The organism is Nocardia sp. BMG51109, assembly GCF_000526215.1.
Taxonomy (GTDB): domain Bacteria; phylum Actinomycetota; class Actinomycetes; order Mycobacteriales; family Mycobacteriaceae; genus Nocardia.
In genome coordinates this window covers 3,492,346-3,506,334 of the sequence record NZ_JAFQ01000004.1, presented here as the reverse complement: position 1 = coordinate 3,506,334, position 13,989 = coordinate 3,492,346, and the positions used below count along the sequence as shown (strand labels likewise).

The 13,989-nt window shown below is 69.6% G+C and carries 15 protein-coding genes, 1 tRNA gene and 1 riboswitch; of the genes, 10 read left to right on the top strand and 6 right to left on the bottom strand.

Translation table 11 applies throughout. The features are described 5' to 3' along the window. Positions 1-321: 321 nt before the first annotated feature. The gene (locus tag D892_RS41370; protein WP_024802481.1) at positions 322-1,116 is read left to right on the top strand and encodes a DUF998 domain-containing protein; all 795 of its coding nucleotides are present in this window, start codon (positions 322-324) and stop codon (positions 1,114-1,116) included. 75 nt (positions 1,117-1,191) lie between these two features. Here the strand turns inward: D892_RS41370 and D892_RS41365 are convergent, their stop codons facing one another. Next, the gene (locus tag D892_RS41365; protein WP_156959546.1) at positions 1,192-1,656 is read right to left on the bottom strand and encodes a DUF5994 family protein; all 465 of its coding nucleotides are present in this window, start codon (positions 1,654-1,656) and stop codon (positions 1,192-1,194) included. Between the two features lie 265 nt (positions 1,657-1,921). On the opposite strand from D892_RS41365, the gene D892_RS47745 reads away from it, so the two are divergent. Beyond that, on the top strand, positions 1,922-2,065 hold the full coding sequence (locus D892_RS47745) for a DUF6307 family protein (RefSeq protein ID WP_198036912.1): 144 nt from the start codon (positions 1,922-1,924) through the stop codon (positions 2,063-2,065). 198 nt (positions 2,066-2,263) lie between these two features. Here the strand turns inward: D892_RS47745 and D892_RS0117435 are convergent, their stop codons facing one another. After that, a complete protein-coding gene (locus D892_RS0117435) occupies positions 2,264-3,031 on the bottom strand; it encodes a TetR/AcrR family transcriptional regulator C-terminal domain-containing protein (RefSeq protein WP_024802478.1) in 768 nt (255 codons plus the stop codon). 217 nt (positions 3,032-3,248) lie between these two features. Beyond that, positions 3,249-3,316: riboswitch (guanidine-III (ykkC-III) riboswitch) on the top strand. A gap of 15 nt (positions 3,317-3,331) precedes the next feature. Here D892_RS0117435 and D892_RS0117430 point away from each other — a divergent pair. Next, on the top strand, positions 3,332-3,646 hold the full coding sequence (locus D892_RS0117430; protein ID WP_024802477.1) for a multidrug efflux SMR transporter: 315 nt from the start codon (positions 3,332-3,334) through the stop codon (positions 3,644-3,646). A gap of 36 nt (positions 3,647-3,682) precedes the next feature. Here the strand turns inward: D892_RS0117430 and D892_RS0117425 are convergent, their stop codons facing one another. Then, positions 3,683-4,261 (bottom strand): TetR/AcrR family transcriptional regulator, encoded by a 579-nt coding sequence (locus tag D892_RS0117425; RefSeq protein WP_024802476.1) that lies wholly within the window; start codon positions 4,259-4,261, stop codon positions 3,683-3,685. A gap of 88 nt (positions 4,262-4,349) precedes the next feature. Between D892_RS0117425 and D892_RS0117420 the strand changes: the two genes are divergently transcribed. The 3 genes from D892_RS0117420 (at position 4,350) to D892_RS0117410 (ending at position 7,815) form a co-directional block, all read left to right on the top strand. Further along, positions 4,350-5,312 (top strand): aldo/keto reductase, encoded by a 963-nt coding sequence (locus D892_RS0117420; protein WP_024802475.1) that lies wholly within the window; start codon positions 4,350-4,352, stop codon positions 5,310-5,312. 55 nt (positions 5,313-5,367) lie between these two features. Continuing rightward, positions 5,368-6,807: a proline--tRNA ligase gene (gene proS / locus D892_RS0117415; protein WP_024802474.1), complete on the top strand. Its 1,440-nt coding sequence runs from the start codon at positions 5,368-5,370 to the stop codon at positions 6,805-6,807. A 336-nt stretch (positions 6,808-7,143) separates the two neighbouring features. Continuing rightward, positions 7,144-7,815: an EthD domain-containing protein gene (locus tag D892_RS0117410; protein ID WP_024802473.1), complete on the top strand. Its 672-nt coding sequence runs from the start codon at positions 7,144-7,146 to the stop codon at positions 7,813-7,815. Between the two features lie 85 nt (positions 7,816-7,900). On the opposite strand, the gene D892_RS0117405 is transcribed toward D892_RS0117410, so the two are convergent. Then, positions 7,901-8,923 (bottom strand): extracellular solute-binding protein, encoded by a 1,023-nt coding sequence (locus D892_RS0117405; protein WP_024802472.1) that lies wholly within the window; start codon positions 8,921-8,923, stop codon positions 7,901-7,903. A gap of 145 nt (positions 8,924-9,068) precedes the next feature. Between D892_RS0117405 and D892_RS44520 the strand changes: the two genes are divergently transcribed. Together D892_RS44520 and D892_RS0117395 are read left to right on the top strand one after the other, a co-directional pair. Beyond that, positions 9,069-9,740, top strand: coding sequence for a hypothetical protein (locus D892_RS44520; protein ID WP_024802471.1), 672 nt, complete (start codon positions 9,069-9,071; stop codon positions 9,738-9,740). 127 nt (positions 9,741-9,867) lie between these two features. Further along, positions 9,868-11,289: a metallophosphoesterase gene (locus D892_RS0117395; protein ID WP_024802470.1), complete on the top strand. Its 1,422-nt coding sequence runs from the start codon at positions 9,868-9,870 to the stop codon at positions 11,287-11,289. Between the two features lie 5 nt (positions 11,290-11,294). On the opposite strand, the gene D892_RS0117390 is transcribed toward D892_RS0117395, so the two are convergent. After that, positions 11,295-11,365, bottom strand: a tRNA-Cys gene (locus D892_RS0117390). Positions 11,366-11,484: 119 nt separating this feature from the next. Between D892_RS0117390 and D892_RS0117385 the strand changes: the two genes are divergently transcribed. Continuing rightward, a complete protein-coding gene (locus D892_RS0117385) occupies positions 11,485-12,021 on the top strand; it encodes a MarR family winged helix-turn-helix transcriptional regulator (protein WP_024802469.1) in 537 nt (178 codons plus the stop codon). Between the two features lie 73 nt (positions 12,022-12,094). Next, a complete protein-coding gene (locus D892_RS0117380) occupies positions 12,095-13,153 on the top strand; it encodes a hypothetical protein (protein WP_232236102.1) in 1,059 nt (352 codons plus the stop codon). Between the two features lie 34 nt (positions 13,154-13,187). On the opposite strand, the gene D892_RS0117375 is transcribed toward D892_RS0117380, so the two are convergent. Next, entirely contained in the window at positions 13,188-13,964 is a 777-nt protein-coding gene (locus D892_RS0117375; RefSeq protein ID WP_024802467.1) for an enoyl-CoA hydratase, read from the bottom strand. Between the last annotated feature and the right edge of the window lie 25 nt (positions 13,965-13,989).

Below are 13,989 nucleotides of genomic sequence, written 5' to 3'. Positions count from 1 at the left end.
GGCGCTTCTATCAGCGTAATTCGGGCTCCGTGAACAAGCTGTACGGTCTGCGGGCGTCGGCGGCCGGATCCTGGTCCTGAATCGGAGATACCGGTCGGAATGACGAGCCCGATGACGCCGACGGCGTCGGGCTACACTCGGTGGCGGCCCGAGGCAATGGCATTGCCGCCCACGCCGGGGATATCCCGCGGGCAAATCTCCCCGGGCCAGTCAGCCACTTCCCTGCCGCAGAGCGGACGACGAATAGCCCCTCACCCATCCTGCGCCGATCCGGGCACACGACGGGGTGATCCGCCTCGGCACTACACGAACGGCATCCGCGTGCACATCACCGACCAGGCCGCGCCGGAATCGACGGCGCCCGATCCGCCATGCCTCGGCCCACACCGATCGGCGGCCGGCAGCATCGGCCGTGGACCGGAGTACCCGGCGGTGCTCGATGCCGTCGCGTGGCCGACGGCGCGCCGCCCGCGGCACACGATCGCAGGGATTGCCTGGACTCTGGGGTTCGCCTACCTGATTGCCGAGTTCGTCACCGCCGTCTTCTGGAAGACCGGCTACAGCTTCCGTCACGACACCATCAGCGATCTCGGCATCACCGCCTGCACCCCCGACATGTGCTCGCCGCTGCACCTGCTCATGAACGCGGCCTTCGTCGCTCTCGGCCTGCTCACCATCATCGGCGCCGTCGGATTCCGCGACTACCTCCCGCATGGGCACCGCCGGTGGTGGATCGTGGCCTTTGCCGTCGTCATCGGCCTGAGCACGGCGGCGACCGGGGTGGCGCCCTCCGACAATGGCATCATCGTGCACGGCCTGGCTGTCATGCCGGCGTTCGTATCCCGGCACATCGTGCTGATCCTGCTCGCGATCTGGCTGTGGAAACAACGCCGCCTCGCCGCGATCTGGTCGGCATTCTGCGCATCGACCGGACTCACCGGCACCGTCCTGTTCACCATCGGCCTCCAGGTCGGCATCAGCGAACGTCTCGTCCTCTACCCACTACCGGCCTGGATGGCGATCACCGGCGCCGTCGTCGTGCTCGGGCCGCTGCGTAGGGCGGCACCACTGCGATACCTACGAGGGGCATCGCGAAACCCACTGCGGTGCCGGTAGTCGCGGATACGCAGACCGTGCGCGAACGCCGCGGACCGATCCCCGGCCGGATACCGCGCGGCCTGACCATCCTGTTCACCGGCCGCGCCGCGACGACGTCCGGTGCCGGCTCCGGAACCATGCGTCGGCGCCGAACCCCGCCCCACCTCCAGAATTCCAACGCCATCCTGCGGCGCCGGTGCCGGCATCGGCTTCCGGGGTGATGATCCGAAGGGTCAGCGTGTCGCCGCCGATTCCGAGGACCTGAAGAGTGCGTGCGGGTATCTGCCGGTAGCCGTCGAGCCGAACCCGGCACCCGCCGCTATCCAGTTCTTTTGGCGCGGTGGACCATTCGTCGATGGGGTAGATCACGCGACGGATCGGGCCGAACCCGGGCCTGAGCGCCGAGAACAGATCCGGAAGCTCCACGGCGAGGTCACGGCTGTGCGGCCACCAGGCGCCGTCGGTATTTCCGGTGCCGCCGGCATCCAATTCGAGCCGCAACCGGTGGGTCCACGGCTCCTGCCGATCGGCGCCGGTGGCGTTCGGTCTCAGTGTCATGATCGGCGCTCCTGTCGCGGCCATGCTGCGGCCGGCCATGGTGATTCGGGTGCGGGGTCGAGTGCTTGTCCGAGGCGTCGCACCGACCAGTCGATCGACACTGTCGAGCATGTTGTCTACAACGTAACTCTACGCCGTAGACAATGGTTGTAGCCGAGGACTACGTTGGAGACGGCGCCGACATCGCCGCCCGAGAGAGCGTCGAGCCGGCCACCACATCTACTCGGTCGATCACGAGAAGCCCTCTTACCGAACGGAGAAGTGAATGGCGACAACGCCTTACGAGCGTCGAGTGGCCCGTATCCGAGAGGTGGTGCGGCAGAACTCGGAACTCGACGACAACGCCGCGACCGCACTCGCGGTGCAGGTACTGCACGCACTCGATACGATCCCCGAGAAGATTCGCTGACTTACGGCTCCCCCGCCAGTCGTCGTGCTTGCTGCCGAGTGGACAGCCGCGCGAGTGTCGATTCGGCGCCTTGGTTTTCGTTGCTGCCGGTGAGTTCCGGTCCGTCGGCACAGCCGCCGCTGTCCGGGTCGGCCGGCGGGGTGCCGACGTCGTTCCTGCCGCGAAACCAGGCTTCGCACAAGCCGACACCGCACGCGGTCACCGCGGCGTCGGCGCGTTACCCGGCCCGGGCAACGACGCGACGCCGGGCCCGGCCGGCCGGGCGTCACCCGGCCCGGGCACAGTCGCCGCGAGACCGGCCAGCAGCACGTCCAGTCCGCGCTCGAGTTCCGTGGCGCCGTCGTAGGCGGCCAGGACCGGCGCCAAGCTCCGCACCAGCGGGAACTCACCGATCGGAAGCCGATACAGTCCCAGCCGCAGCAGATCGTCGGTCTCCTCCGGGCGTTCGACGATCTCCTGCAGTTCGTTGAGCACGTGCCCGTAGAGGAACCCGAACAGCGCCCGATAGATGTGCAGCGCATCGACCTCGGTGTATCCGGCGCGCATGAGCAGCGCGAGCATGTCCTCCAGCGGCCGCACCACCGCCGGCGGTCGCTGCCCCAGCGGGGTCGCCAGCGGACGGGTCACCAGGAGCGGCACCACCCGCGGATGCGCCAGCGCCAGCTGCCGGAAATCCCGAGCGACACTACGCATTTCGGCGACCCAGTCGGCTGCCTCCGGGTCGACCGACAGTTCTCCGAATACGATTTCGGCGACACCGTCGAGAACCGCGGCCTTGTTCGGCACATGCCGGTAGATCACCATCGGATCGCGGCCCACCGCCTCGGCCAGGCGACGCATCGACAGCCCGTCGCTCCCGTCGCGGTCGATGATCTCGAGCGCCGCGCTGAGCACCGCCACCCGGGTCACGGGAGTGTCCCGGCGACCGGGCCCGGGCTTCCTGCGATTATTCGACGACTCAGCCATCACGAACGGACTCCATTCCTTCGGGATCCACAGGTCATCCAGAGCGTTGACCTACAACGTTGACACATGGCACACGCGGCGTCTACCGGAGCTGACCGGGCACTTCGGCAAGCAGTGGCGCCGAGTCCGCGGCGCGCCCACTCTCCGACGCCGTGTGACCTGCCTCGCCTCTCGACGAGGTCGTTTGCCACTTCGTAGCCGGTGTGCGATCTTGGAGACAGAGCCCCGGTGACGTGGGCTTCCGGACGAGAGGGCCGTACCCGGTGTGCGACAAGACGACCCATGGAGGCTGTCATGTCGGTGTCGTGGATCGTGCTGGTCGTGTCCGGGGTCCTGGAGGCTGTGTGGGCGACCGCCCTGGGTAAATCCGAGGGATTCTCCAAGTGGCCGCCCGCGGTCGTCTTCGCGGTGGCGCTCGCCGGCAGCATGGCCGGGCTGGCCTATGCGATGCGGGACCTTCCCGTCGGCACCGCCTACGCGGTGTGGGTGGGGATCGGCGCCGTGTTGACCGTCGTGTACGCGATGGTGACCGGGCAGGAGCCGCTCACGCTGCTGAAGGTCGTCTTTCTCGTGATGATCGTCGGCGGGGTGGTCGGGCTCAAACTGGCGCACTGACCCGTTTCGGGCTCCGAGCCGCCGGGCACGTGCCGGTCATCGGCCGGATGAGCCGGAAACCCTTGCGCCGTCGAGGAATACGGTGAGCACGGCGGCGCTGGCCTGTTCCACCCCGGCCTCCCCGCGCACTACCGTGTGCAGTGCTTTCTCGAGAAGTCCGGTGAACAGTTCGAAGAGCATGCCGGTGGACAGATCGGCGCGCAGGGTGCCGTCGGCGACGCCACGAGCAAAAAGGGCGACGATGGGCTCGCCGAGCCGTCGCTGCAACTGCTCGTCCTTGTCCGGCAGCACACTACCGGGCTGCAGCAGGGCCGCGTATTTGCTTCCGGCCGTGAGGAATCCGCGGGTGAGACGAGCCAGCGCCGTCGGCACCGGCGCCGACTCCAGCTCGGCGTCGGCGATCTTCGCGAGCAGGTCTCCGAGGGCCGCGACGGTCAGGCCCTCGAGCAGCGCCTCGCGGTTGGGAAAATAGCGGTACAGCGTGGCCCGGCCCACCCCGGCGGCCTCCGCGATGTCGGCCATGCTCGCGGCGGGGCCGCGCGCGGCCAGCACGTCGGCGGCGGCCGCGACGATTCCGGCCTCGACGTGATCACGCGAACCCGCACGCTTCACCATGTCCGGGAGCCTACATATCGGTCTCGGTCGTTGACTTCAACGTCTCTTATTGAGACACTATTGTCTCAATAAGAGATCGGAGATACTCATGGATACGGCTCGCAGGCTCGGTTCCACGGACCTGGAGATCACGCCGATCGGACTGGGCTGCATGCAGTTCGCCGGTACGGGAATCGTCGCGGAGTTCTATCGCGCACTCGATGCGCCGACCATCGAGTCGATCGTGCGAGCCGCGCACGACGGAGGTATCAGGTGGTTCGATACCGCCGAGATGTACGGGCACGGCCATTCCGAGCGCGCGCTCACGACCGCGCTGCGATCGATGGGCATCGCCCCCGGCCAGGTGACGATCGCCACCAAGTGGGCGCCGATGGGGCGAACGGCCGGCAATATCGGGCGCACGATCAATGCCAGACTTACCGCACTACAAGGGTTTCCGATCGATCTGTATCAGATTCACGAGCCACATACCGCGCTGTCCCCGCTCAGCCGCCAGGTGCGCGCCATGGCCGAACTGCGGACGGCCGGCAGGATCGGGGCCGTGGGGGTCAGCAACTTCTCCGCGCGGCAAATGGAGCTCGCGGACCGGATTCTGCGTTCGTACGGGCTGCGCCTGGTATCCAATCAGGTGCAGATCAGCTTGCTGCACCGCACCGTCGAGAGCAACGGCGTGCTGGACGCCGCTCGCCGCCTCGGTGTCACGCTGATCGCGTACTCACCGCTGCGTTCCGGGTTGCTGACCGGAAAGTTCCACGACACACCGGAACTCGTGCGTACGGTGCGGCCGATCCGCCGCACCCTCGGCGGATTCACCGCCCGCACGCTGGCCCGGACCGCACCGCTGATCGACGAACTGCGCGGCATTGCCCGTGCGCACGGTGTCACGCCCGGTCAGGTCGCCCTCGCCTGGCTGCTCGCCCGCTACGGCGGCACCGTGGTCGCCATTCCGGGCGCCTCCAGCCCCGCGCAGGCCACGGCGAACAGCGAAGCCATGCACCTGCGGCTCACCGAGGCGGAAATGGCACGCCTGGATACTCTGTCGGCACGCTGACGGCCCCGAAAAATGCCGGGCCGTCGACCGGGGTCGCCCAGTACTCTCGCTGCCCATGGCACAGGACGAGCGCGGTGTGACCGCACAGAGTGAGGACTTCGCTGCCTGGTACAACGAGGTGGTCTTCAAGGCCGGCCTCGTCGACCGGGGTCCGGCCAAGGGCACCATGGTCATTCGACCGTACGGGTATCGGTTGTGGGAACAGTTGCAATCCGAACTCGACCGGCGCATCAAGGACACCGGCCACGAGAACGCCTACTTTCCGCTGCTGATCCCGGAGAGCTACCTCGGCCGCGAGGCCGAGCACATCGAGGGCTTCTCCCCCGAACTGGCCGTGGTCACCCATGCCGGCGGCAAGAAACTCGACGAGGCGCTGGTGGTGCGGCCGACCTCGGAAACGATCATCGGCCGGATGATGGCCAAGTGGATCGGCTCGCACCGGGATCTCCCGCTGCTGCTGAACCAGTGGAGCAATGTGGTGCGGTGGGAGCTGCGGCCGCGAATGTTCTTGCGCACCACCGAATTCCTGTGGCAGGAGGGTCACACGGCGCACGCCGGCGAGGCCGGTGCCCGGCACGAGACCATGCTCGCCCTCGACATCTATCGCGAAGTCGCGCGGGACCTCGCCGCCATGCCGGTCGTTGCGGGCGAGAAGACGCCGGGCGAACGCTTCGCGGGTGCGGTCGCGACCTTCACGATCGAGGGCATGATGCGCGACGGCCGGGCGCTGCAGTCGGGCACCTCGCACTACATGGGCACCAACTTCGCCCGGGCCTTCGACATCCGCTACACCGGCGAAACGGGCCGAGACGAGTTGTGCCACACCACATCCTGGGGCATGAGCACGCGGCTGATCGGCGGCGTCATCATGACCCACGGCGACGACAAGGGGCTCGTCCTCCCGCCGCGGCTGGCCCCGCATCAGGTGGTGATCGTGCCGATCACGCGCGGCGGCGATGCTGCCGTCGAGGAAGCCGCCGAGGATCTGGCCCGGCGCCTGCGCGATGCGGGCGTGCGGACCCACGTGGATTCCCGCCCGCAGCTCAGCCCCGGATTCAAGTACAACGAATGGGAGTTGCGGGGCGTCCCGATCCGGCTCGAACTCGGGCCCCGGGATCTGGCGGCCGGCACGGCCGTGCTGGTCCGGCGCCTGGGTGGCGACGGCAAGCAGGCCGTCCCGATCGACTCGCTGCCCGAGGCGCTGCCGCCGCTCCTGGACGATTTCCACGATTTCCTGCTCGCCCGGGCAACGGCATTCCGCGACAACCACTCTCGCGCGGCCGACACCTGGGCCGAGTTCGCCGACGCGGTAGCCACCGGATGGGCGCTGACGCTGCACTGCGGCACCTCCGCCTGCGAGGAGGAGATCCAGTCCGTCACCGCCGCCACCCCGCGCTGCATTCCGCTGGACGGCGACGAGGAAGCCGGTGCGTGCGTTCGCTGCGGTGCGCCGTCGGCATACGGCAAGCGGGTGATCTTCGGGCGCGCCTACTGACGGGAACGACCGCAGCGACGGCCGAGGGCGCCGCGTCGCACTCACCCGACGCTGCCCTCCTCCACCCCTGTCCCGGCGTATTCGTGGCCGGGATCCCACCGGTCGCGGGATTCCGGCCGCACACGCCCGAAAGTCGCCGGCCGCGCACCGGATACGACGAGGGACGGCGCGCACGCCGGGATGACGGCAGGACCACCGCCCGGCCCGGCGGGGCCGCCGTCCCGTGCAGCGGGATCGACGGCCCAAATCTCGGGCGGTGGGATCGGCGGCCGAAATCTCGGGCGGTGGCGCGGCGCCGACGCTAGCGTGGGCGCTGCCGACGATCCAGGAGCAACCGTGACCAAAGTGATGTACGCCCTGTGGGGTTCGGGCCTGGACAAGGCCCTGCACGCGCCGACGCTGCACGCCCGGCTGTCCGCCGCCGGGGCGGAGACTTTGCAGCTCAACATCTGTGACGACGATGTTGCGGCCGCCCGGCTGCGTCTGTCGACCTACGAGGAGCCGATCGCGGCGATCGTCGGCGTCTGGACCGACGGCGCGAACGGGCCGGTCACCGAGGCGCTGGCGACGGTGGCCGATCGGGTCGACGGCTGGATCGTCGACGAGCGCGTTCCGCTGCCTCCTCCCCCGGCCGAGAACGGCGCTCGCCACGAGGCGCTGGCAAACGTGGCGCTGCTGCGGGTTCCGGCCGATCAGACCCGCGACCAGTGGTTGCGCTACTGGCACGACACCCACACCCAGGTGGCCATCGACACCCAGGCCACCATCGGCTACGTGCAGAACGCCGTCACCGCCGCGCTCACCCCCGGCGCGCGAGTGGACGGCCTCGTCGAGGAGCTGTTCCCGATGGCCGCCATGACCGACCAGCACGCCTTCTGGGGCAGCGCCGGCGACGACGCCGAACTCCAGCGCCGCGTCGCCCGAATGCTGTCCAGCATCAGCGCTTTCGGCGCCGACCGCGACATCGATGTGGTGCCCACCAGCCGCTACCGCTACCGATTGACGTAACGCCGACGGTCCGACCGGCTGTGCCACACAACCACTGGCGTGACGTGCGAGACAGTCCGGGTGCCGCTCGACCGGACGGAAACGGCTACAGCAGCCCGGCCTCGGTGATGAGCTGGGTGGCCTTCTCGGCATCCAGCCGGGCCGGGTCGACTCGCGGGGGCTGGAGGGTGTCCAGGGGCGGGAGGGCCGGGTGGGCGGGGACGCCGGCGGCGATCGGGTATTCCATGGACATGCCGTCCCGCACTATCTGCTGAGCGGTTCGGCCGGTGAGGAATCGGACGAAGCTCTGCGCCGCCTCGGACCTCTTACTCGACTTCAGCACGCCCGCACCGGAAATCGACACGAACGCCCCCGGATCCTGGTTCCGGAAATAGTGCAGCGCGGTGTTGCCGCTGTTCACCCCGGGCCCGGCCTGGTCGCGGTACCAGTAGTCGTGTTCGATCAGGCCGCCCGCGATCCGGCCGCTGTCGACGACGCGCAGCGAGGCGATGCTGTCCGGCGCCGAGGCGGCGTTCGCCTTCATGCCGCGCAGCCACGCCCGCGTGACGTCCTCACCCCGCAACGCCAGCAGGCCGGCCACGGTGGCCTGGAAGTCCGCGCCCGAGGGGTCGACCGTCCAGCGGCCCTGCCACTGCGGCTGCTGCAGATCCAGCAGCGAGGCGGGCAGCCGGTCGGCCGGCAGCTCGTCCCTGTTGTAGACGAAAGCCGTTGAGCGTGCCGCGATTCCGATCCACGTGCCGGTCGACGGGCCGTACTGCTCGGGAACCTGGGCCCGCGTGGCCGGATCGATATCGGCGAACAGGCCGGCGTGCACCACCGGCGCCAGGGCCGTGGAGTTCGCCGTGAGCAGGACATCGGCCGGGGACTTCTCGGCCTCGGCGACGACCTGATCGGCCAGATCGGTGTCGCCGCCGTTGCGAAGGGTGACCCGGATACCGGTTTCCCTGGTGAACGCGTCCACCCATTCCCTGGCCAGCTGTTCGTGCTCGGCGTTGTAGACCAGGATCTCGTTCGCGCCGGCGGGCGAATCGCCACAGGCCGTGGTCGACATCAGGACCGCGAGCACCGCCAGCGCACCGGTGACAAGTTTCCGTCGGGCCGCCGTCATGACCGTCCTTTCGAGACTTTTCCCTGCTACGAGGGCCGACTGAGGAACCTACCCCGCAACCCGGCGGTGCGGTGGGGCGACCCGTTGTCCGGGACCGAATTGCCGTACTCTGCACACGAACCGGTGGGCACACGAGGGGAGCGCGATGACCTATCCATCCGGCGAGCAACCCCCCGGACCGCTACCCGGCCCGCAACCGCCGCTCGGTTACGCGCCGCCGCAGCCGCCGAGTTATTACCCGCCGGAAGGGTATCCGCCGCTCGCCCCGGCAGAGCAGCACCCAGGCACATCGCCACAGCCGTACCCGGGCGCATCGCAGCAGCCGTACCCCGGCACGGCGCAGCAGCCGTATCCCGGCGCACCGCCGCCCAGGCGCCGCATCGGCCGGATCGTACTTCCGCTGGTGCTGGTGCTGGCGGCCCTCGGCGGCAGCGTCGCCACGGCCGCGCTGCTGATCGGACGGGGCGCGGCCGCCTCCGACGAGCAGAAGGTCGAACTCGCCGTCCGGGACTTCTACGACACCATCGCCGCCGACGGCGTCGACGCCGCGATGGCCAAGTCCTGCCACGCGGACCGCGCGGAATACGCCGCACTGCCGGGGGATCAGCGCTCGATGATCGCGGACGAGACGATGCCGGTCCGCATCGATGCCATCGACCACATCCTGATCGACGGCGACCGGGCGACCGCGACGGTGCACGGCACGATGGCCGAGGAGAGCACGCTCGCACCCGGTCTCGGCGTCATCGACAGCGCGCCCGAGTTCCTGCGCAAGGAGGACGGCGACTGGAAGGTCTGCGCGGCCGAGAACCGGTAGGCCCTGCTACGGTCGCTGCGAGTATGGGATCGGCGGTGGGATTCCGGCCTCGAGCACGCCGGAACGACCAGCACGAGAAGGACACGCGCGCCGGAACGACCGGGGCGAGAGGGGCAGGCACGCCGGAATGAGCTGCTGCGGACCGGACCGGCGGCGGGTGCTGCACGCGCTCGGCCTGGCGGCGGCGCTGCCGGCGCTGGCCGTGCACCGTTCGGGACCGGCTCGCGCGCAAGCGGGTTCGCTGATCGCCACCGATCTCGAGGTGGTCACCGTCACCGACACCTCGGTCGCGCTGACCTGGACGACGCTGGGACTCGACGCGGCCGGAGCCCCGGTCCCCATGGCGGCGGGCACGGAAGTGCGGCTCGCCCCGGCGGATTCCCGAGAACCGGCGGCGGCGCACCTGCCGGACGGCGCCCAGCGCACGCCGTACCACTACGCCGAGATCGACGGCCTGGAGCCCGGCCGCACCTACCGCTTCGAGGCATGGTCGGACGGGGTGCGCGCGGCCCCCGCGAACAACGTCGTGACCCGTACGCCCGGAACAGCCGAGACCACCGGGGAATTCACGACCCTGGTGCCGCCGCCGGGCCGTCCGCTGCGCACCGTCGCGCTGAGCAACGACGTGCACTTCGGCGAGGAGATCAGCGGTCTCGTCGCGGCCGGACTGCCGCCGGGAATCGCGCAGGAGCCGGGCCTGGCTCCGTATCCGGAGGTGATGCTGGCCGCCCTGCTCGACGATCTGCGCCGCCCCGACCGCGGGGCCGGCCAGCTGATCCTGGCCGGCGACCTCACCTCCGAGGCGACCGCCGCCCAAACCCGGGACGTCCGAAGGCAACTCGACGCCTGGGGCGCGGCGGGCCGGGACTGGTTCGCCGTCCGCGGTAATCACGACCGCCCGCACACCGGCGCCGACTACGCCGGATGCGCCCCGGTGGCGGGCACCGATCACCGCGACTGCTGGGGCGAATCCTTCGGCGCCCGTGGCGATGTGCTCGAACACCGGGTGGGCGGGCTGCGCCTGCTGGGGCTGGACACCACCGAACTCGACGGCGCGGGCGGCAGCATCGACCCGGCCGAGTTCGACCGCGTGGCCGAGGTGCTGCGCGCCGATCCGGACCGTCCGACCCTGGTCTTCGGCCACCATCCGGTCACCCTCGACGCGGCCGTATCCAATATCGCCGGACCGGGTTTCGTGCTGAACCGCCCCGACGCGGCGCGGCTGCAGGAGCTGTACCGCTCCGCGCCCGGCGTCTTCCTGCACCACAGCGGCCACACCCACCGCAACCGCCGCACCCGCCCCGACCTTCCGCTGAACGTGGAATTCCTGGAAGTGGCCGCGGTCAAGGAGTATCCGGGCGGCTATACCCTGCTCCGACTGTACGAGGGCGGCTACATGGCCAACTTCTACAAGACCCGCACCGCCGACGCGCGCCGCTGGAGCACCCGGACCCGCGCCGAATACCTGGGCCTGCAACCGGAATACACGCTCGGCACCGCCGCCGACCGCAACCACGTTGTGCTACGCGACCTTTCGGGCCTGTCGTGACATAGAGCGGGTGGCGGGAATCGAACCCGCGTACACGGTTTTGCAGACCGTCCCCTGGCCACTCGGGCACACCCGCATTCGACACCCATGGTCGGGTGCGCGACGACATTTGCCGATGCTTTGCCTCATCATGATCGGAACCTCAGCCGACGGCACCGCACCGGACGGTCCTGTGTACCCCCTAAACTCACCGTCATGGCCGAACCCCGCCCACTGCCGCTGGATCCCATCGGGGAGGCGCACCGCCAGTGGACCGAGCACGGCTGGGGCGACGTCGCCGACGGGATGGCCACGGTGACCTCGCTGGTCCGGGCTCAGCAGATCGTGATGGCCCGGGTGGACGAGGCGCTGCGCCCGTCGGGCCTGACCTTCTCCCGCTACGAGCTGCTCATGCTGCTGAGCTTCAGCAAGCGAGGATCGCTGCCGATGGCGCTGGCCAGCGCGCGGCTACAGGTGCACCCGACCAGTGTGACCAATACCGTCGACCGGCTGGAGGCGGCTCATCTGGTGCGCCGCGTACCGCACCCCAGCGACCGTCGGGCAACCTTGATCGAGATCACCGACGCGGGCCGGAAGCTGGTCGACCAGGCAACCGTCGAGCTGAACGAGAAGGTCTTCGCCCACCCGGGCTTGCCGCCCGACCGCCTGCGGTTGCTGCTCGGCCTGCTGGCCGAATTCCGGAGCGCGTCCGGTGACTTCGACAGCGGCGACACGCCGACTCAATGGGGGTGACACGCCACCCGCCAGCATCCACCCAGCGACATTCCGGTTCCCCGTCTTCCCATCGACCGGTAAAAGGTCCACCATGGAAGTCATGGTGCTGGTCCTGGGGGTGTCGGTGGGCGCTGCGGGCGCACGCGCGATGCTCACGCACTCCGACCAGCCACACCTCCCCCCGATCGACCGCTGCACGGTGCCGCGCCGCGCCGGCGGCGGCGTCGACGAGCCGGTCTTCCAGGCCATCCGCCTGATGCGCCGGGCGGCCGAGCGCCGCGACGAGTTCATCACCGGCATCGCCGTCACCTCGCGCAGCCCGGTGCACGCCGACGCGATCCGGGAGACGGCCGGGCGCAGCCGGCTCACCATCGTCGACGAGCCGGTGGCCCAGCTGCGCTACCTGCGGTTCAGCGGTCAGCTGCCGGAGGAGGGCGCCGCGGTCCTCTACGACCTGGGCGCCTCGGGCCTGACCGTCACCGAGATCGATTGCCGCACCGATGCCCTGCTGGCGGCCAAGCGCAGCACCGTGCTCGGCGGCGACGGCCACGACGCGCTGCTGCGCTGGCGCATGGCACACGGCGGCGTGATGATCGACAAGCCGACCAGCCGCGCCTACAAGGAGGCGCTGACCACCACCCCGGTGCTGACCGCGAACGATCCGCTGACCGATTCGCGAATGGTGTTCACCCGCAGCGATTTCAGCGATCTGGTGGCGGCCGGGATCCACCATTCGGCGTCGTTCGTGCGGCAGCTGACCGAGGAGACGGGCGTGCCGGCCGATTCGATGGCCCTCCTGGGCGGCTGCACCCGCAACCCGGGTATTCGCGAGTCACTGGCGCAGCTGCTCGATATTCCGCTGATCTACGACCCCGAGCCGGAGTTCGTCTCGGCCCGCGGCGCCGTGCTGATGGCGACGCAGATGCCGTCGGCGCGCCGGGTGCGGTTCACGGTCAAGCCGATGGGGACGGACGGGTCGGTGTCGCGGCGCAAGGTGATCGCGGCGCTGGCCGTCACCGCGGCGCTCGGCGGCACGGTGGCCGGTCTGCTGGCCGCCGACCGGCAGGCCCCGCAGCCGACCACCCACGGCACCGCACCGTCCCCGGTCGAGGTCGCGGGGACCTCCGCGAAACCGATGCCGCACAAGTAGTTTCAGCGAACGGCGAGGTCAGCGATCGGTGCGCTCAGCGATTCGTGAAGTTCGGCGGCCGCTTCTCCACGAAGGCCGTCATCCCCTCGGTCTGGTCCTCGGTGGCGAACAGCGAGTGGAACACCCGCCGCTCGAAGCGCAGGCCCTCGGTCAGCGTGGTCTCGTAGGAGCGGTTCACCGCCTCCTTGGCGATCAGGACCGACGGCAGCGACATCGACGCGATGGTCTCGGCGACCTCGAGGGCGGTCGCCACCAGCTCGGCCGCGGGCACGATCCGGGACACCAGCCCGGCGCGCTCGGCCTCCTCGGCGCCGATATTGCGGCCGGTCAGCACCAGATCCATCGCCTTGGCCTTGCCGACCGCGCGGGTCAGCCGCTGGGAGCCGCCCATTCCGGGGATGATGCCCAGCTTGATCTCCGGCTGACCGAATTTCGCGGTGTCGGCGGCGAGCAGGATGTCGCACATCATGGCCAGCTCGCAGCCGCCGCCCAGGGCGTATCCGGCGACCGCGGCGATGATCGGCTTGCGGAAGGCGGCCAGGCGGTCCCAGCCGGAGAAGTGGTCGGCCAGGAACATGTCCATATACGACTTGTCCTGCATCTCCTTGATGTCGGCGCCGGCGGCGAACGCCTTCTCCGACCCGGTGAGCACGACCGCGCCGATGTTCTCGTCGGCCTCCAGCTCGTCGAGCGCGGCGGTGATGTCGACCAGAACCTGGGAGTTCAGCGCGTTGAGCGCCTTGGGCCGGTTCAGGGTGAGCAGGGCCACGCGGCCCTTGCGCTCCAGCAGAATGGTCTCGAAGTCGGTCACGGGTCGGCTCCTTCCGTAGGCATGA

Bases quoted from the DNA above. Each gene is read 5' to 3' on its own strand.
- D892_RS0117405 (WP_024802472.1), bottom strand. From the start codon at position 8,923: ATGACGGCGGCCCGACGGAAACTTGTCACCGGTGCGCTGGCGGTGCTC.
- D892_RS0117420 (WP_024802475.1), top strand. From the start codon at position 4,350: ATGGATACGGCTCGCAGGCTCGGTTCCACGGACCTGGAGATCACGCCG.
- proS (WP_024802474.1), top strand. From the start codon at position 5,368: ATGGCACAGGACGAGCGCGGTGTGACCGCACAGAGTGAGGACTTCGCT.
- D892_RS0117425 (WP_024802476.1), bottom strand. From the start codon at position 4,261: ATGGTGAAGCGTGCGGGTTCGCGTGATCACGTCGAGGCCGGAATCGTC.
- D892_RS41365 (WP_156959546.1), bottom strand. From the start codon at position 1,656: ATGACACTGAGACCGAACGCCACCGGCGCCGATCGGCAGGAGCCGTGG.
- D892_RS47745 (WP_198036912.1), top strand. From the start codon at position 1,922: ATGGCGACAACGCCTTACGAGCGTCGAGTGGCCCGTATCCGAGAGGTG.
- D892_RS44520 (WP_024802471.1), top strand. From the start codon at position 9,069: ATGACCTATCCATCCGGCGAGCAACCCCCCGGACCGCTACCCGGCCCG.
- D892_RS0117385 (WP_024802469.1), top strand. From the start codon at position 11,485: ATGGCCGAACCCCGCCCACTGCCGCTGGATCCCATCGGGGAGGCGCAC.
- D892_RS0117380 (WP_232236102.1), top strand. From the start codon at position 12,095: ATGGAAGTCATGGTGCTGGTCCTGGGGGTGTCGGTGGGCGCTGCGGGC.
- D892_RS0117395 (WP_024802470.1), top strand. From the start codon at position 9,868: ATGAGCTGCTGCGGACCGGACCGGCGGCGGGTGCTGCACGCGCTCGGC.
- D892_RS0117435 (WP_024802478.1), bottom strand. From the start codon at position 3,031: ATGGCTGAGTCGTCGAATAATCGCAGGAAGCCCGGGCCCGGTCGCCGG.